The following is a 16,852-nucleotide window of genomic DNA, read 5'->3' on the forward strand; positions in this document are numbered from 1 at the left end:
TCGCCCTATTGTAGCTGTCCGGAAAGCGCTGACAGTGCTGACCGTAATGACCGGCGTGTATGAAACCTGTACGCTAATCAGCATAATGTCGGCCATCTCCATCTTGCCCCTGCCACCAGTGCGGTAATCCATCACTGGGACTCGCGGACGGGAGGCGAAAACGCGTGACGGATTCACCGGAGTCGGTGGCGTGGGGGACCACGGGCCCGTACCCCGCGGTCTGGAAGGTCCCGCCACGGAACCAGAACTTCACCGGGCGCGAGGATCTGCTCGACAGGCTGCGCAGCGGGATCGTCGGCCAGGTCACCGCCGTGGTGGCACACGCCCCCACCCTCCCGCAGGGCCCGCGCGCCCTGCACGGCCTGGGCGGCGTCGGCAAGACCCAGATGGCCATCGAGTACGCCTACCGCTTCCGCGACCAGTACGACCTCGTCTGGTGGATCCCCGCCGACCAGCCGGGCCTCGTGCGATCGAACCTGGCGCAGCTCGCGCCGAGGCTGGGCGTGCCGGGATCCACCATGACCAGCACGGAGGACGCCGCCGACGCCGTGATCGACAGATTGCGCAGCGGGGAGCCGTACGAGCGGTGGCTGCTGATCTTCGACAACGCCGACGAGCCCGAAGACCTCCAGCCGAACATCCCTCCCGGCCCCGGGCACGTGCTCATCACCTCGCGCAACCACCGCTGGGAAGGCGTGGTCGGCACGGTCGCCGTCGACGTGTTCAGCCGCGAGGAGAGCATGCAGTTCCTCGGCAGGCGCATGCGCCGCTCGATCAGCGACGCCGACGCCGGACGGCTCGCCGAGGCCCTCGGTGACCTGCCGCTGGCGCTGGAGCAGTCGGCCGCGCTGCAGAGCGAGACCGGCATGTCGCCGGAGGAGTACCTGCGCCTGCTCAATGAGCGCACCGCGAGCCTGCTGAGCGAGGGCAAGCCCGCCGAGTATCCGCTGTCGATGTCCGCGGCCTGGGAGCTGTCGGTCAGCACGCTCCAGGAGCACCTGCCCGAAGCCATGGAGCTGCTGCGCTGCTGCGCCTTCTTCGGGCCCGAGCCCATCCCCCGGGGGGTGTTCCGCCCGGTCAAGGGCCCGGTGCGGCCCGTCATGGCCGAGTTGCTCGCCGACCCGCTCCGGCTGAGCAGGGCGATCAAGCGACTGGGGAAGTACGCGCTGGTCCGCATCGAGGCCGAGCCGGGTGAGGGCACGGTCACCGGCGAGCGCACGATCCAGGTCCACCGGCTCATCCAGGCGCTGCTGAGGGAGGGCCTGGCGGCCGACACCCAGGACCAGATCCGGACGGAGGTGCACTCCCTGCTCGCCGGAGCGGCGCCCGGCGACACCGGCGACCCCGCGAACTGGCCCCGCTTCGACGCCCTGCTCGCCCACGTCGCGCCGACCAGGCTGGCCGACAGCCGGCGCGGAGACGTGCGGGAGTTCGCGCTGCGGATCCTCGAATACCTGATGGCCTCCGGCAACCACAACGTCGCGCGCACGCACGTCGACAGCTTCCTGGAGCGGTGGACCGCCGACTCCGGCCAGCAGGACATGAGCGTGCTGCGGGCGCGGCGCGTCAAGGGCGACCTGCTCCGCTTCCTGGGCCGCTACGACGAGGCGTACGACCTGGACACCGCCACGCTCGCCGCGATGCGGGAGGTGGCCGGCGACGAGCATCGCGACACCCTGGTCCTGCGCAACGGCATCGGCGCCGACCTGCGCGGCCGCGGCCTGTTCGTCGAGGCGCGCGAGCACGACACCGAGTCGGTGAGCCTGCACCAGGCCGTGCTCGGCCCCGACAACGCCCGTACGCTCATGGCGGTCAACAACCTGGCGCTCGACCTCGGGCTCAACAGCGACTACCGCGGCGCGCGGACACTGCTGGAAGAGGCGCTGAGGGCGGCTCAGCTCTCCGAGTCGGCCGTGAGCCGGGGCACGGTCCTGAACCTGTGGGCCAGCCTGAGCCGCATGACCCGGCTCTGCGGAGACTACGCCGAGGCCTGCGACATCGGCGAGGAGGCGCTGGCCTACGGCCAGGAGCAGCTCGACGCCGATCATCCGCGCATCCTGCTCACCCAGAAGGACCTGGCCATCGCCCGGCTCAGGGTGGGGGAGGCGGCCGAGGCCCTCGAACTCGCCGCCACCGTGCACGCGCGCTACGTGCGCAACTACGGCATCGACCATCCGAGCACGCTGGGCGCCGCCTTGTGCCTGGCCAACGCGTTCCGGGTCAACGACCTGATCGACCGGGCGTTCAAGCTGGCCCAGGACGCCATGGTGCGCTATCCGCGGGTGTACGGGGCCGACCATCCGTACTATTTCGGCTGCGCCAGCAACGTGGCGGTCCTGCTGCGGGTGCGCGGCGACGTGGAGGGCGCCCGCGAGCTGAACGAACGCGTCATCAACGGGCTGCGGGCCAAGGTGGGCGGTGGCCACCACTACGTGCTGACCGTCTCCGTCAACCTCGCCAGCGACCTGGCCGCCCTCGGCGAGCTCGAAGCGGCCTGCCGGCTGGGCAGGGACACGCATCGGCAGCTCGGCCCCCTGGTGGGGGAGCAACATCCCACCACCCTCGCCTGTGCCGCCAACCTCGCCGCGGACCTGGCCAAGGCCGACCACAAGGAGGAGGCGGACGCCCTGCGCGAGGAGACGATGCGCCACTACCGCGAGACGCGCGGCATGGAGCATCCCGACGCGCGGGCGGCGGACGAAGGCCGCCATCTCGACCTGGACTTCGACCCCCCACCCGTGTGACGGGCGGGCGCGGCGTTCACCCTACGCGTTCGCTCCCCACCCGTGTGACGGGCGGGCGCGGCGTTCACCCTCCGCGTTCGCTCCCCGCCGGGGGCGGCCCGGACAGCGCGGCCAGCTCCTCGTGGAGCGCGCCCCGGATGTGCGTGATCAGCCGGTACAGGTCGCGGCTGTAGACGGACGGATTGCGGAAGCCGCTGCCGTCGCGATACCGATGCGGGTAGAGGCCGCCCCCGCAGATCCCCACGATGTCGCAGGACGCGCACGTCTCCGACATCGCGTCACGGCCGATCTGCCGGGCCACGATGGCCGGTTCGAGCAGGGCCCTGTCGAAGGAGTCCCGCAGCACGTGCAGCGGGGTGCGCGTCGCTCCCTCGTAGGCGGACTTGAGCGTGTCGACCTGCTCGATGCTGCCGTCCGTCTCCACCACGACGACGGCCACGGGCGCCAGCCCGATCGACTCGCTCCTGGACGGGCTGCCGCACAACTGCCGGATGATCTCGTTGAACAGCCGGACGCGGGTCGTCCTGGGCCGGACCGAACGCCAGTGCTCGAAGACGGCGACGAGCCAGTCGCCGTACGGCCGCGAGGTCGCCGACCAGCCGGGCGGCGGGGTCTCCCAGTTGCCGTGCGGCAGCAGGAAGTCGACGGTCGGCGGCTGGAACTCCAGCAGGGCCTTGTAGGTGACGACAGGGTCGTTGGCCAGGTCGAGCGTGCACAGCAGGCCGCTGAACAAGTGGCGATAGGCGGGGGAGGTGAGCCGGGCCAGCCCGGCGCGCACCTTCGGGTAGCTGCCCTCCCCGTCGGCGCGCCGGCGGTGGCGGTCGTGCCCGTCGGCGTCACCGTCGAGGCTGACGCCGACGTACACGTCGAGCTCGGCCAGCAGGTCCAGGAACGCCTCGCTGAGCAGGACGCCGTTGGTCTGCACCTGGACGACCGCGTCCGTCCGCTCGCCGAGCGCCGATCTCAGCGCGTTCACCGCGTACCGGACGTGTGGCATGCCCGCTAGCAGGGGTTCGCCGCCGTGCAGGGTGATCTCCACGCTCTTCAGCTGGTGGGCCTCGGCGTGCTCGGCGATGCGGGCGGCCACGCGGTCGATGGTCGGCTTCGCCATGCTGCGCGGCTGGCGGCGCCAGCTCTGGTCGGCCATCTCGTACATGTAGCAGTAGTCGCAGGCGAGGTTGCAGCGGCTGTGCAGCTTGAGGATGAACTGGCGGAAGGCGGTGGGGCGCCAGCCGGACTCCAGGAGGAGCCCGACGTCGAGGTCGGCAGGCCATTCGTTGCCGCCCGGACCAGGGGGCGCTCCGCCGTCTCCGTGCACGTCGATCAGCTCCTGGGACGAATGTGCTCCTCCATCATGGCCGCAGGAATCACGCTGTCAAAATCCCTTCGCCGGTGTTTCCGGGCTCACCAGGGGGAGGGGGCCGGGGGTGTGACCACTGGGGGGCGGTCGTCGCAGGTGAGGGTGTTGGGGAGGAGCCAGGGGGCGAGCCAGCCGTCGTTGCCGCCGCCGTCCGTCAGTGAGAACTCCGAGCCGGACGGGGTGAAGTGGAAGGTGCCGCAGTTGTTGACGGGGACCGCGCCCACGTTGCGGGCGTCCATGTTCTCGAAGGTGGCCGAGCCGGCGGCGCGGGCGCTGAGCACCGAGGTGCCGGTGCCGTCCACCCGGACGTCCTTGAAGCGCAGGTTCGTGATGGAGTAGAGGTCCTTGACGGGCCAGTCGGCGACCAGCATCACGGCGTTGTAGGTGTTGTCGAGGTAGTGGTCGCCGGTCACCCGGACGTCGGCGTCGATGTTCCGCTCCAGGGCGTAGAACCAGATGGCGCCGAGGCCGATGTTCCAGTTCAGCTCGTACGTGCCCGCCCGCACGGTGGTGTTGCCGGTGATGTCCAGGCGGCCGGTGAACGGCTCGGCGCCGAAGCGGGAGCCGACCTGCAGCGCGCTGCCCTCCCGGACGGGGTCGGCGACCAGGTTGGCCGAGACCGTGTTGTCCGTGCCGCCGTAGATCGCGATGCCGTTGGCCAGCACCGGCGTCTGCACGGTGTTGTGGTCGAACGTGTTGCGCGCGTTCGCCGTCCTCTCCGACCACATGGCCAGGCCGTCGTCGCCGGAGTTGCGGACGAAGTTGTCCGACACGACCGAGTCGGTGACGCCGGTGTGCAGGTTGAGCCCGTCGGCGATCTGGTCGGCGATCACGTTGCCGGTGACGCGGGTGCCGCTCATGGGCCCGTCGAACCAGAGGCCGACCTTGGTGTGGTGGATGTGGAGGCCCTCGATCGTGGAGTCGCTCATCGCGCCGCCGACGCCGTTGACCTGGTCGGTGTCGATCCGCTCGCGGACGTCGCCCTCGACGGCGAACCCGGACAGGTGCACGTTCCGGCTGCCGCCGTCCTTGGCGTCCTTGCCGTAGAAGCCGACGCCGGTGTGGACGGACCCGTCGGGCGCCGGGGTGTCGAGGGCGACCTCGCGGCCCTTGATGATCGTGTACCAGCTTCCCGCGCCGGTGATCGTCACGTCGTCCACGACGATGTGCCGGTTCACCTGGTACGTGCCGGGCGGGACGTACACCTTCAGGTGGGTGCGCCGGGCGAAGGCGACGGCCCGGTCGAAGGCGGACGAGGACTCGCGGCGGCCGGACGGGTCGGCGCCGAAGGCCAGCACGTTGGCCGCGACGGGCTCGATCCGCGGCGGGGCGACGAGCTCGGAGTCCAGCAGGTCGATGACCGTCCAGGCGGCGCCGGAGCCCGCCGTCAGCCGGATCCGGTCGCCCGCCCGGTACGTGCGCCCGAGCAGCAGGCGCTGCTCGTCGTAGAAGTGGCTGGGCCGGAACGGCTTGGTGATCGCCGGGGCGGGGGTGGTGGCGCTGGGCACGCAGGAGCACTCGGTGATCCACCAGTCCGGGTGCAGCAGGTCGGCGCCGGGGTCGTTGGTGAAGGGGTACTGGTTGTACAGCCACGAGTACTGCGAGGTCAGCGTCATGGTCGCCCGATGGCGGCCGTTGACCGCCACGTCCAGCGGCGCGGTGATGCCGCCGCCCGAGGGCGCGTCGGGGATGCTGTAGCGCACCGTGATCGCGTTGGCCGCGGCCGGGAGGGTGAACTCGACGTGCCGTCCGGGGGTCAGCCTGACGGCCCGCCGCCCGGACGCCTCGGCGGGCAGCGTGTACGCGCTGCGGTCGGGGCCGATGACCGTGCCGTCCGTCGCTGCGTTCTCGGCCTCCTGCTCGGCGAAGCCGACGCGCGCGCCCCGGCCGGCGACCAGCGCCGGGTCGAGGGCGGCCCGCGTCACGACGGGCCGCTGTGCCGTGGCGGCGGCCGCCGCGGGGACGGCGATCGAGACGAGGGGGAGGCCGAGAGCCGCGGCGAGCACCGCCACGACCCTCCGGGATGTGCTCGTGAGTGACATCCGAAGCTCGATTCTCTCGGGGGTGAGGTGACAGTAGGACCCCACGACCCCGGGACACAAGGCTCCTGCGAAGGAGTTTCGTAACGTTGTTGTCGAGCTTCGAGACACTATCGATTTCTTGCGACAGTTACGCAAACCGCTTGCAAGCGGCCGTCATGGGAGCCAGCTCACCCGGCCGTGCAGCGCCGCGTACCCGACGAAGGCCACCACATCGATCAGCGTGTGCGCGATCACCAGCGGCATCGCGCGCCCCCACCGCTGGTACAACCGCCCGAACACCAGCCCCATCACCACGTTCCCGACGAACCCCCCGAACCCCTGATACAGGTGGTACGACCCCCGCAACACCGACGAAACGGCCACCGCCCGCCACGGCCCCCAGCCCGCCTGGTCCAGCCGGTGCAACAGGTAGCCGGCGACCAGCACCTCCTCCAGCACCCCGTTCTGCGCCGCGGCCAGCAGCAGCACCGGCACCCGCCACCACACCTCCGGCAACTGCCCCGGCACCACCGTCAGGTTGACGCCCAGCGCGTAGACCACCAGGTAGAAGGCCAGCCCCGTGCCGCCGATCGCGGCGGCGAGCAGCGCGCCGCGCAGCGTGTCGCGGCCCGGCTCGCGCAGGTCCACCCCGATCGTCCGCAGCGACTCGCCCGACCGGACCAGCAGGTACGCCACCAGCGCGACCGGCGCCACCGAGATCGCGATGTCCACGAGCTGCAACGTCAGGTCCAGCCACGGACGTCCGGGCGCCAGCGAGCCGACGAGCACGGCCTGCTGCCCCTTCAGCTCCTTGGGCGCGGTCAGCGCGCCGATCAGCCGGACCAGCGACAGCAGCCCGCTGGCGCCGAGCGAGACCGACAGCACGACGAGGATCTCGGCCTTGATGAGTCTGGGGCCGAGGGCCGGAGCGGGTGCGAGTGACTGGGTGTGCATGGGCCGCAGAGTAGCCGTCCATCGCTCCGATCCGGATAAAGCACCCCTTGTCGGCGGGTCTCGGGGCTCGATCGGGTCACTGTTCGGGTTCGTGGCCTGATGTCACACTTCCCGCCCCGGGGTTCTCTCAGGGGGCATGAACGACATGATTCTCGTCACCGGTGCCACCGGGGCGTTCGGACGTCCGCTGGTCGAACTGCTCACCGCCCAAGGGGCCAAGGTGCGGGCCGTCACCCGTTCGGCGGGGCCGGTGCGGCTGCCCGCCGGGGTCGAGGTCGTCGAGGGCGACCCCGCCCGCCCCGACACCCTCGCCCATCACCTGGACGGCGTCACCGCCGTCTTCCTGCACCCGCGCGCCATCGGCGACGGCGCGCCCGGCCTGCTCGCCCGCGCCGCCGACCGCGGGGCGCGGCGGGTGGTGGCCCTGTCCGCGATGAACGCCGACGACCCCCTCGACGAGCAGCCCTCCCGCTTGCGCGGCGACCGCAACAAGGAGGCCGAGGCCGCCGCCGTGGACAGCGGCCTGGAGTGGACCAGCCTGCGCGCCGCCTCCTTCGCCGGCAACGCCCTCCAGGCGTGGGCCCCGCAGATCCGGGCCGGGGACGTCGTCCGGTACGTGCACGCCGGCTTCCAGGAGGTGCCGATCGACGAGCGGGACCTGATCGAGGTGGCCGCCAAGGCGCTGCTCGGCGAGCACCCCGGCGAGCACCCCGGCGGGCACCCCGGCGAGCACCCCGGCGGGCACCCCGGTGGCCACTCCGGCGGGCGGCTCGGCGGGCGGCTGGAACTGACCGGGCCCGAGTCGCTGACCCATGCCGCGATGGTGGCGGTGATCGGCGAGGCGATCGGCCGGCCGCTGCGGTTCGAGGAGATCCCGCCGGAGGCCGCCGAACGGCACCTGGTCGCGGGCGGGCTGCCCGAGCCGTTCGTCCACGCCCTGCTGGCCCGGTACGCCCGGTACGCGGCCCGCCCGCAGCACCCGGTCACCGGGGACGCCGCCGCGGCACTCGGCCGCCCACCCCGCACCTTCGCCACCTGGGCCACCACCCACGCCCCGGCCTTCCACCACCCCTGACAAACCCGCCCCACCCTCCGCCCGTCGGCCTGACCGGGCCGCGGCTCGTCGGTTGGCGTTTTTTCAGCTGGACGGCCGGACGGTCGGCCGGGATCGGAGGTTTTCGTGGTTCACTCCACCGCCTACGTCGTCACCGCGCTGGTGACGATCGGCTTCAACGCCTTCTCCGGGTTCGCCGCCATGACCCGACTCAAGCCGGTCATGCGGACGCTCGGCCCCGCGCTCGACCGGGCCGGGGTGCCGGAGTCGTGGCTGGTCTGGCCGATCGGCGCGCTCAAGGCGGCCGGCGCGGCCGGGCTGGCGCTCGGCCTGCTGGGTGTGCCCCTGGCCGGGACGGCGGCCGCGGCCGGGCTCGTCCTCTACTTCGTCTGCGCCCTCTTCACCCACCTGCGCGTGGACGACCGCTCGCCGCAGTTCTACCTGGCTATCGTGTTCCTGGCGCTCGCGGTCGCCCCCCTGGCGCTGGACCCCGCGCTGGTGGTGCGGCTCTGAGCGGTGGGGTCGTTCTGGGCGGTGGGGCCGTTCTCGGCGGTGGGGCCGTTCTGGGCGGTGGTCAGTCCCGTTCGGGGACGGCCAGCTCGCCCAGGAGCGACCAGTCGTCCTGCGGGACGTTCGCGTTGACGATGCGCGGCGTCTCGGCCAGGTAGCCGGGCAGCACCTGCTGGGCCTGCTTGAAGTGCGCCGACGTCACGTGCGCGGCCCCGGCGTCCTCGTCGCGGAAGGCTTCGACGAGGACGTACTCGGCCGGGTCGTCGAGGCTGCGCGACCAGTCGAACCACAGGCAGCCCGGCTCGGCGCGGGTGGCCTCGGTGAACTCGGCCGAGATCTCCGGCCAGCGGCCGGCGTGCTCCGGCAGGACGCGGAACTTGGCGGTGATGAAGATCATGACGAGAACTCTCCGTGGTCGGTGGCGTTACGGCACGAGACTAGCCGCAGACCACCGCCCGTCCGCGTCCGCCACCAGGCGCGCCGGACGCGCCGTGCCACCGACCGCACCACAGGCCACCGCCCGTGCCGCCTGGTCACGCCACTGACCGGCGTCAGGCCGCCTGGTCACGCCACTGACCGGCGTCAGGCCGCCTGATCACGGCGCAGGCCGGCGCGTGGGTTACTTGATCACGCCGCAGGCCGTTCGGCCGCCTGCGTCGCCGGTTCTGAGGGTGGCCTCGTCGGGGCCGTTCGGGGCGTAGCGGGCGGGGATGTTGGCCAGGTTGTCGGGGAGCGCGTGCACGACGATCGCGCTGCCGTCGGCGTCGGTCAGCTCGCGCAGCCCGAACCGGTCGGTGACGATCGACGCGGTGCCCGACCCGTCCTTGCCGACCAGCAGCGGCGGCAGGTCGCCCGAGTGCCCGGCGTGGCTGCCGCCGCCGGCCAGGTCGAGGTGGCCCCCGGCGGTGAAGAAGGGGGAGACCTGGCCGGTCGCAGGATCGACGGCCTGCGGGTCGCACAGGCCCGTCGTGTGGATGTGGAAGCCGTGGAAGCCGGGCGTCAGACCCTTGACGGAGACCGAGACGCGCGCCGTCCCGAACCCCTCGCGCAGGATGCTGAGCCTGCCGACCGCGACGCCGTGGGTGTCGCGGATGACCACGGGCCGCGGGTCGCCCGGCCGCGAGGCGGTTGCGTCGGCCACCGCTCCCGCGCCGATCGCGGCGACCCCGGCGGCGAGTGCGAGGCAGAGCGCCAGATGTGTCCGGCTGAACGTCCGTGCCTTGGGCATGGAGAGACCGTCCCTCGTGAGGCGGAGATGTGCGGACTCATCGAGGGTATGGGCGGGCCGCGTGCCCTGTCGTATAGCTCTTGAGTCGCCGGTCGGCGTTATGGGGCCGGGCGGGGATGCGGGAGCGGTGCGTCCCCGTCACCCGAGTTCCTCCGCGTCGAGCTCGCCGAGGCCCTGCTCTCCCGGGTCAGGCTCCCCCAGAGCGGGTTCTCCCGCGTCGGGACGGTCGGCGTCCCCGCTGGGACGGGCGGGCGCGCAGTCGTCGCCGCAGCCGCCGAAGCGTCCGGTGTCGATCGGCGCGAACGGCGTGGCGGGCACGCCCTTCAGGGCCGCCGTCATCGTGTCCTTCCAGATCGGCCCCGGCAGCGAGGCCCCGGCCACCAGGGGGAAGTACCGGCCGCCGATCGTGGTGTTCACCAGCTTGTGCCGCTGCGAGCCGCGCGGGTCGCCGATGCTGACCGCGCCCGCCAGATCCGGGGTGAACCCGGCGAACCAGGCGGAGGCGTACCCGTCGGTCGTGCCGGTCTTGCCCGCCGCGGGACGGCCGATGCCGCCGACGCCGCGCATCGTGCCCTTGGTGAACACGCCCGACAGGATGTGCGCGGTCGCGTCGGCGATGCCTGGGTCGAGCGCCTGCCGGCACGACGGCCGGTACGAGGTCGTCCGGCCGGGGCCGGTGCCGGAGGCGGTGATCTTGGTGATCGCCATCGGCGTGCAGTACTTCCCCTGGGCGGCGATGGCGGCGTACGCGTTGGCCACCGTCACCGGGTCCATCTCGTTGATGCCGAGCGTGAACGTCTCGTACTCCTGGAGCTTGCGCCCGTCGGCCCGGAGGGCGCCGAGCGACTTGGCCGTCTCCACCGTCCGGCACAGGCCCACCCGCTGCTCCAGTGCCATGAAGAACGTGTTCACCGACCCCCACGTGCCGGTGCGCAGCGTCTTGAACCCGGGGGTGCCCTCGTCGTTGGTGACCGTCCAGGACGGGTCGCCGACGCCGCCGCCGGCGCAGTTCTTGAAGGCCGCGGCGGAGGGGGCGTTGTAGCCGTTGCCGACGGTGATGCCGTCGTCCACCTTCATGCCCTGCTGGAGCGCCGCGATCAGGGTGAACGTCTTGAACGTCGAGCCCGCCTGGAAGCCGATCAGCCCGCCGTGCCGGGCGTCGGCCACCGCGTTGTAGGAGATCTGCTTCTTCTTGTCCGAGGAGCCGTAGCCGCGGCTGGCGGCCATGGCCCTGATCGCGCCGGTGCCGGGCTGGACCAGCGCCTCGGAGGCCAGGGCGTTGTCGGTGGCGTTGACGTGCTTCTTGATCGCCCGGTCGGCGGCGGCCTGGGCCTTCGGGTCGAGCGTGGTGTAGATCTTCAGGCCGCCCTGCGCGAAGGCGCGTTCCCTGGCCTGCCGCGTGCCGCCGAAGGCCGGGTTGATCAGCAGCTCGCGCCGGACGTACTCGCAGAAGTACGGATAGTCGCTGTCGCCGCAGCCGTTGGGCAGCCGGACGTCCTTGAACCCCAGCTTCTTCGCCTTGGCCGCGGACGCCTGCTCCGGCGTGATCCTGCCGAGCTCGGCCATCCGGTCGAGCACCACGTTCCGCCGGGCGAGCAGCAGCTCGCGGGCCTTCTTGCCGCGGCTCGGGTCGGTCGTGTTCGGGTCCTGCACGGCGCCCGCCAGCGTGGCGGCCTGGGCCAGGTCCAGCCGGGACGCCGGGACGCCGAAGAAGCGCCGGGCCGCGGCCTGCACGCCGTTGGCCCCCGCCCCGAAATAGGCGATGTTGAGGTAGCGGCGCAGAATCTCGTCCTTGCCGTACTTCTTCTCGACGCCCATCGCGTAGCGCAGCTCCTTGAGCTTGCGGGCGTAGCTGGCCTCCAGGGCCTTGTTCTTGTCCTGCTCGGTGTCGGCCGCGTTGAGCAGGACCTGCTTGACGTACTGCTGGGTGATGCTCGAACCGCCCTGGCTGAGCCGGTCGGAGCTGAGGTTCTTGACCAGGGCGCGCACCGTGCCCTCCACGTCGATCGCGCCGTGCTCGTAGAACCGGTCGTCCTCGATGGCGACGACCGCCGTCCGCATCACCTCGGCGATCTGGTCCAGCCGGACGATCTCCCGGTTCTGGTCGTAGAAGCGGGCGATCACGTTGCCGCGGGCGTCGTACACGGTGGAGGTCTGGGAGAGCGGCGGCTCCACGAGCGCCATCGGCTTGAGGTTCAGCTCCTCGGTGGCGGAGACGACCAGGCTGCCGGTGCCGCCGACGGCGGGGAGCGTGATCGCCGCCGTCAGCAGCCCGGCCGACACCGCCGCGACCGTGAGCCGGGCGACGTTCGACAGGCGAGTGGGCATGCGGGAGCACCTCCGGGCGGGAACATGGGTGAGCCCGGACATGACAACACAGGACAAAAGACGCTGTCCAAGACCGATATCAACTTTGCGGTGATATCGATTTCGATATCACCGCAGCGTGCGGGCCACGCGCGAGCACCCGTCGCGCGTGGCCGCCTGGCGTCAGATCATCGTCGGCGCAACCGGCTGCACCTGGTTCTCGACGTGCTCCTTCAGCCGCATCAGATCCTGCCGCAGCTTGCGCGCGGGATGCGCGCCGAGCAGTCCGGCGATGGCGTGCCCGGCCGCCCCTGCGATGGGGTTGTAGCACAGATGGACCTGGACGCGCGTCCTGCCGTCGGCCTGGGCGTCCACGCGCAGCACGCCGCTGTGGGCGATGAGCTCGCCCTCGGTGGACTTCCAGGCGATCTCCGCGCCCTCCTCGCGCCTGGTCTCCGTGGCCGTGAAGCGGATGCGCGTCCCGGCCGGGCCCCTGATCACCCAGTGGGAGCGCAGTTCGTCGGCCGACAGCCGCACCTCCTCCACGTCCGGCATGAAGCGCGGGAACAGCGAATAGTCGCTCACCAGCGGCCACACGGCCTCCAGCGGCGCCGCGATCGAGACGGCCGCGTTGACGTGGATCGCCTCGCGGCCGGCGTTGACGCCGGTGAGGCGGCGCAGCGGCAGGTTCGTCGCCGCCCGGACGGCCAGCGCGGACGCGGCGCAGCGGGTCAGCCAGGACAGCGGCCCCGGCAGCTTGCCGGTCATCGCCCAGATCGACGCCGCGGCCCCGCCCGCGAGCAGCCTGGTCGTGGGCGACCAGCGCTGCTGCATCAGCTCGGGCACCGCCTTGCGCCGCCTGCCCTGGCCCTGCAGCCGGGGCGAGTCGGTGCCGTCCCTGTGCACGTGCCAGTTGGTCTCGACGTGTTTGACGCCCGGGATGCGGCGCACCTTCTGGCGGGCGCGCTCGTCCTCGCCCGCGAGCACGTCGCCGGTGAGCGTCACGACGCGCTCGTGCACGTCGACCTCGACGGCGTGCGGGTGGCTGATGTGGCGGCCCAGTTCGGCGCGTACCCGCTCGTGCAGGACGCGGTCGTCGGCGGTGCCGCCGGTCAGGCGGTACCTGGCCGCCGCGGCCGATCCGCGGCCCCGGTTGGACAGGTCGCGGCCGAGCACGCCCAGGCCGTCGCGCATCTCGTGCGTGGCGTGCGAGCCCTTGTCCCGTACGCGGGCGCGGCGCGTACGGCCGCGGTCCGGATCCAGCAGGTACGTCACCGCGGCCCCGGCGCACGCGCCGAGCACGGCCGCGGCGATCGGATGGGACCGCCTTCGCGACTCCGTGTGGACGATCTGAATGCGCCGCGGAGCCTGTTGCCGCGATTCTCCGCCGGTTTTCCGCAGTTCCCCGCGGATTTTCCGCGGTTCCCCGTTGTTGGAGCTCATGCCCCGAAAAGCAGTCGTGCGCATGACCACAATCCCCCTCGCTCGCACTACCCGCTGGCCGTGGCCTACCCCGCAGGTCACAGCGCTAACGAGGGGGCCTTCGGGAGGCGTTGGTCGCCCTCGATATCGGGCATAAAGGTATAAGTGGTGATTTAAGGGGAGTTTTTACGATGAAGAGTACGGTTCGCACCGCGACGCAGGCGTTCTGGATCGACGCCGGGCACGGCGGTGGGCAGGAGCACTACGGCGAGCAGCTGCGCAGGTGGCGGCACGCGTTCGCGGCCACGGGCGGGGAGCCGGGCGCGAGCGGCGTCACGCTGGATCCGCTGCACTTCGCGCTGGCCGCCTGGGAGGTGGCCACCCGGCCGGTCGCCGATCTGCCGTACGTGCGCACCCATCCCCGCGTCCTGGACGCGACCTGCCACCGCGCCGAGGACGCCCGCGACCCGCTGGCCGTGGTCGAACTCGCCGCGCCGCCGCCCGTCCCGCTGCCGGACGGCTGGTCGAGCTGGCGGCACGTGGGAGAGCAGGCGTACGCGGCGGGCACCGAGGGCGCGCCGACCGTGCTGAGCACGCTGGAGCTGCGCATTCCGCTGTCCGGGGACCGGCTGCCGACGCCCACCCGGCCGCGCGCCGAGGGCCTGCCCAACCTGGACGACGCCCAGGCGTCCCTGGAGGCGTTCGTGGCCGAGCTGAACGCGGCGGTCACTCCGTTCCTGCGCGAGCTGGACGGCGCCGAGGGCGTCCTCGACACCGGCGGAGCGTCGCTGGCGCAGTGGCTGCGTACGCAGATCGAGGCCGACAAGGCCACCGCGGAGGCGGCCGGCGCCGGGGCCTGGCGCTACCTCACCGCCTCCGGCCCCGTCGCGGCCCCGGTACGCCAGGGTCCGGGCGGCGCGCGGCGGCTGGAGTTCGGCGGCGGTCGGGCGGTCACCCGCATCGGCTTCCACGACGACGACCTGCTCCACCCGGTCGAGGCGATCCACATCGCCCTGCACGACCCGGCCGACGCCATCGCCCGCTGCGGCGCGGAGCTGGCGCTGCTGAACGAGCACACCCCGCCCCTGACCGCCGGGAGCGCCGGGGAAGCCGGGGGCGCCAGGGAGGCCGGGGGCGCCAGGGAGGCCAGGGAGGCGGCCTGTCCGCTGTGCGGCGAGGCCGCCGGATCGCCCTGCCAGACGCTGCGCCACCTCGCCTACGGCTACCGCCTCCGCCCCGGCTGGCGCCCCGAATGGAGCCCCTCCCGCTGACGGCCCGAGCCCTGACCGTTCAGAGGTAGTTGCCCTCGCCCTGGACGCGGGCGCCCTCGGGGAGGGGCAGGGCGCGGCCGGCGTGCAGGCCGAGCTGCTGCTGGCGGGCGGCGGCCTGCTGGAGCTGGAGCCCCGCCTGGATGCCCTGGAACACGCCCTCCAGCCAGCCCACGAGCTGGCCCTGCATGACCCGGATCTCCATCTCCGTCGGCGTGGCGCCGTCCGGGGTGGGCCGCAGGCGCTCCAGCTCGTCGCGCAGCTCCGGCGCGACCGCCCCCGCGACCTCCTTGATGGCCTGCTCGTAGATGCGGTGCATGCGCTCCCGGGCGCGCTCCTCCAGGTGCACGCCCTTGGCCTCCTCCAGCAGGCTGCGGGCCATCGCGCTCACGCGGAGCAGGCGCGCGGGCTCCTCGACGCGTTCGATGTCCGCCTTCACGGCATCGCGCAGGTCGTGCTCCCGTTGCTCGTCCCCAGAAGCTGGATGCGGCGTCGTCGTCATGTCCTCAGTCCTCGTTCACGCAGGTGGGCGGCTCGTTACCGCCAGCAACAGCCCTTCCCGGTGCCTCGCCGTTCACTCGTGGGAGCGGCCGGAATCCTGGGTAGGGGTCACCCTCATGAACCGGCAGAATGACGATCCCGAGGACGAGTTCTTCGCCCCCGTCCTGCGCGAGCCGCCGCCCCCGGACGAGATCAGCCGTTCCGGCGTGGTGAGCGACACCGGCGTGCCCGGCGTGCACGGCGGCGGCGAGGGGCACTGGTCCCCGCACCCGCCGCCGTCGAACGCGCTCGGCCTGCGCCTGCTGGCCGCCGCGCTGCTGCTGCTCGCCGGGATCGTGCTGGCGGTGCTCGCGGTGCTGGCCGGACGGCTTCCGCTGGCGCTGCCGCCCGCGATCCTGGCCGTGGCCGCCGCCGTCTACCTGGTGGTGTTCGCGCGGCGCCGCGCCCGCGACGACGGCGGCCCGCCCACCTTCGGCTAGCGTGCGGACGCCGGCGGGGTCGCTGCCTGGGGTTTCGGGTCGCTTGTGGGGGTACACGCCCGCTGAGGAAAGAGGAGCCGTGATGTCTCTCATCGACAGTGACTGTGTGCGCAAGCTGCTGGAGTCCGAGCACGCCGACGCGACGCTCGTGTTCGTCCGGGGCGACTGCGTCGTGCTGCGGGCCGCGGAGATCGACGACGCCCACCGGGGGCTCGTGATCGCCAGCCGCGAGGACGTCGTGTCCCAGCTCCCCGACGGCGCCGCGACGAGCGGGCAGGCCCTCGACGACCTCGCCGTACGGCTGGACAACGTGGTGCGCGACCTGGGCGCCTGAGCCGCGGCGAGCCCGCCCGCATGTCCTGAATATGCAAGCCGCCACGTCCACCAGGCGAAAGACGGCGTCGGCCCCACCGGGATTCACTTCCGGGAACACGACACGAAAGGGGCCGTTCACATGCCTGACAACCCTGCCGGCGAGTTCTGGAAGGACCTGCGGCCGATCGAGAACTCCTTCCGGCCGGACGCGCTGCCCGAGGTGTACCTGTCCAAGGTGGCCACCGACGACGACCGGTACTACGTGCCGTTCACCGAGACCGTCGGCTCCCGGCCGCTGTGGATCAACGTCAAGGACAACAGCTGGGCCGACATCCTGCGGGCCAAGGAGGCCGGGCTGGTCAACCGGCACTACCACCCGCACGAGGTGTTCGCGTACACGATCTCCGGCAAGTGGGGCTACCTGGAACGCCCCTGGACGGCGACCGCCGGCGACTTCGTCTACGAGGCCCCCGGCGAGGGCCACACGCTGGTCGCCTACGACAGCGGCGAGCCGATGAAGACGTTCTTCATCGTCAAGGGCCCCCTGGTCTGGCTGGACGAGAACGGCGACCCCGACGGCTTCTTCGACGTGCACGACTACATCAAGATGTGCCGCGAGCACTACGAGAAGGTCGGCATCGGCGCCGACTACGTCAACTCCCTGTTCCGCTGACCGCCGCCCCGCCGCA

General features: G+C 72.1%; 15 protein-coding genes. 7 read left to right on the forward strand and 8 right to left on the reverse strand.

Annotation, left to right across the window (positions count from 1 at the left end; translation table 11 throughout):
• Positions 1-164: 164 nt before the first annotated feature.
• Entirely contained in the window at positions 165-2,744 is a 2,580-nt protein-coding gene (gene fxsT / locus ACIA8R_RS44155) for an FxSxx-COOH system tetratricopeptide repeat protein (protein ID WP_397043682.1), read from the forward strand.
• 64 nt (positions 2,745-2,808) lie between these two features.
• Here the strand turns inward: fxsT and ACIA8R_RS44160 are convergent, their stop codons facing one another.
• The 3 genes from ACIA8R_RS44160 to ACIA8R_RS44170 form a co-directional block, all read right to left on the reverse strand.
• The gene (locus ACIA8R_RS44160; RefSeq protein WP_397043684.1) at positions 2,809-4,062 is read right to left on the reverse strand and encodes an FxsB family cyclophane-forming radical SAM/SPASM peptide maturase; all 1,254 of its coding nucleotides are present in this window, start codon (positions 4,060-4,062) and stop codon (positions 2,809-2,811) included.
• A gap of 86 nt (positions 4,063-4,148) precedes the next feature.
• Positions 4,149-6,116 (reverse strand): glycosyl hydrolase family 28-related protein, encoded by a 1,968-nt coding sequence (locus ACIA8R_RS44165; RefSeq protein ID WP_397043685.1) that lies wholly within the window; start codon positions 6,114-6,116, stop codon positions 4,149-4,151.
• A gap of 183 nt (positions 6,117-6,299) precedes the next feature.
• Positions 6,300-7,079 (reverse strand): CPBP family intramembrane glutamic endopeptidase, encoded by a 780-nt coding sequence (locus tag ACIA8R_RS44170; RefSeq protein ID WP_364087162.1) that lies wholly within the window; start codon positions 7,077-7,079, stop codon positions 6,300-6,302.
• A 136-nt stretch (positions 7,080-7,215) separates the two neighbouring features.
• Here ACIA8R_RS44170 and ACIA8R_RS44175 point away from each other — a divergent pair, with 136 nt between their 5' ends.
• Positions 7,216-8,154 (forward strand): NAD(P)H-binding protein, encoded by a 939-nt coding sequence (locus ACIA8R_RS44175; RefSeq protein WP_397043687.1) that lies wholly within the window; start codon positions 7,216-7,218, stop codon positions 8,152-8,154.
• A 105-nt stretch (positions 8,155-8,259) separates the two neighbouring features.
• Entirely contained in the window at positions 8,260-8,646 is a 387-nt protein-coding gene (locus tag ACIA8R_RS44180; protein ID WP_397043689.1) for a DoxX family protein, read from the forward strand.
• 61 nt (positions 8,647-8,707) lie between these two features.
• Here the strand turns inward: ACIA8R_RS44180 and ACIA8R_RS44185 are convergent, their stop codons facing one another.
• The 4 genes from ACIA8R_RS44185 to ACIA8R_RS44200 form a co-directional block, all read right to left on the reverse strand.
• On the reverse strand, positions 8,708-9,040 hold the full coding sequence (locus ACIA8R_RS44185; protein WP_357693646.1) for a putative quinol monooxygenase: 333 nt from the start codon (positions 9,038-9,040) through the stop codon (positions 8,708-8,710).
• A gap of 222 nt (positions 9,041-9,262) precedes the next feature.
• Positions 9,263-9,871 (reverse strand): superoxide dismutase family protein, encoded by a 609-nt coding sequence (locus tag ACIA8R_RS44190; protein ID WP_357693644.1) that lies wholly within the window; start codon positions 9,869-9,871, stop codon positions 9,263-9,265.
• A gap of 138 nt (positions 9,872-10,009) precedes the next feature.
• Positions 10,010-12,199, reverse strand: a complete 2,190-nt coding sequence (locus tag ACIA8R_RS44195) for a transglycosylase domain-containing protein (protein WP_397043691.1) — start codon at positions 12,197-12,199, stop codon at positions 10,010-10,012.
• A gap of 162 nt (positions 12,200-12,361) precedes the next feature.
• On the reverse strand, positions 12,362-13,480 hold the full coding sequence (locus tag ACIA8R_RS44200) for an SRPBCC family protein (RefSeq protein ID WP_397043693.1): 1,119 nt from the start codon (positions 13,478-13,480) through the stop codon (positions 12,362-12,364).
• A 311-nt stretch (positions 13,481-13,791) separates the two neighbouring features.
• Here ACIA8R_RS44200 and ACIA8R_RS44205 point away from each other — a divergent pair, with 311 nt between their 5' ends.
• A complete protein-coding gene (locus ACIA8R_RS44205; protein ID WP_397043695.1) occupies positions 13,792-14,871 on the forward strand; it encodes a DUF6221 family protein in 1,080 nt (359 codons plus the stop codon).
• A gap of 19 nt (positions 14,872-14,890) precedes the next feature.
• Here the strand turns inward: ACIA8R_RS44205 and ACIA8R_RS44210 are convergent, their stop codons facing one another.
• Positions 14,891-15,370 carry a proteasome activator gene (locus ACIA8R_RS44210; RefSeq protein WP_364087176.1) on the reverse strand — a complete coding sequence of 160 codons (480 nt, stop codon included), beginning with the start codon at positions 15,368-15,370 and terminating at the stop codon, positions 14,891-14,893.
• Between the two features lie 115 nt (positions 15,371-15,485).
• On the opposite strand from ACIA8R_RS44210, the gene ACIA8R_RS44215 reads away from it, so the two are divergent.
• From ACIA8R_RS44215 to ACIA8R_RS44225, 3 genes are all read left to right on the forward strand, one after another.
• Positions 15,486-15,848 (forward strand): hypothetical protein, encoded by a 363-nt coding sequence (locus tag ACIA8R_RS44215; protein ID WP_357693634.1) that lies wholly within the window; start codon positions 15,486-15,488, stop codon positions 15,846-15,848.
• An 82-nt stretch (positions 15,849-15,930) separates the two neighbouring features.
• Positions 15,931-16,182, forward strand: coding sequence for a hypothetical protein (locus tag ACIA8R_RS44220; protein ID WP_357693632.1), 252 nt, complete (start codon positions 15,931-15,933; stop codon positions 16,180-16,182).
• Positions 16,183-16,302: 120 nt separating this feature from the next.
• Positions 16,303-16,836: a 2,4'-dihydroxyacetophenone dioxygenase family protein gene (locus tag ACIA8R_RS44225; protein WP_357693630.1), complete on the forward strand. Its 534-nt coding sequence runs from the start codon at positions 16,303-16,305 to the stop codon at positions 16,834-16,836.
• Positions 16,837-16,852 lie beyond the last annotated feature (16 nt).

The sequence above is a fragment of the Nonomuraea sp. NPDC051191 genome, assembly GCF_044455665.1.
Lineage (GTDB): Bacteria > Actinomycetota > Actinomycetes > Streptosporangiales > Streptosporangiaceae > Nonomuraea.

What these genes read in the sequence shown, in the direction of transcription:
- ACIA8R_RS44170 (WP_364087162.1), bottom strand. Translation starts at nt 7,079, where the DNA reads ATGCACACCCAGTCACTCGCACCCGCTCCGGCCCTCGGCCCCAGACTC.
- ACIA8R_RS44175 (WP_397043687.1), top strand. Translation starts at nt 7,216, where the DNA reads ATGAACGACATGATTCTCGTCACCGGTGCCACCGGGGCGTTCGGACGT.
- ACIA8R_RS44185 (WP_357693646.1), bottom strand. Translation starts at nt 9,040, where the DNA reads ATGATCTTCATCACCGCCAAGTTCCGCGTCCTGCCGGAGCACGCCGGC.
- ACIA8R_RS44190 (WP_357693644.1), bottom strand. Translation starts at nt 9,871, where the DNA reads ATGCCCAAGGCACGGACGTTCAGCCGGACACATCTGGCGCTCTGCCTC.
- ACIA8R_RS44195 (WP_397043691.1), bottom strand. Translation starts at nt 12,199, where the DNA reads ATGCCCACTCGCCTGTCGAACGTCGCCCGGCTCACGGTCGCGGCGGTG.
- ACIA8R_RS44205 (WP_397043695.1), top strand. Translation starts at nt 13,792, where the DNA reads ATGAAGAGTACGGTTCGCACCGCGACGCAGGCGTTCTGGATCGACGCC.
- ACIA8R_RS44210 (WP_364087176.1), bottom strand. Translation starts at nt 15,370, where the DNA reads ATGACGACGACGCCGCATCCAGCTTCTGGGGACGAGCAACGGGAGCAC.
- ACIA8R_RS44215 (WP_357693634.1), top strand. Translation starts at nt 15,486, where the DNA reads ATGAACCGGCAGAATGACGATCCCGAGGACGAGTTCTTCGCCCCCGTC.
- ACIA8R_RS44220 (WP_357693632.1), top strand. Translation starts at nt 15,931, where the DNA reads ATGTCTCTCATCGACAGTGACTGTGTGCGCAAGCTGCTGGAGTCCGAG.
- ACIA8R_RS44225 (WP_357693630.1), top strand. Translation starts at nt 16,303, where the DNA reads ATGCCTGACAACCCTGCCGGCGAGTTCTGGAAGGACCTGCGGCCGATC.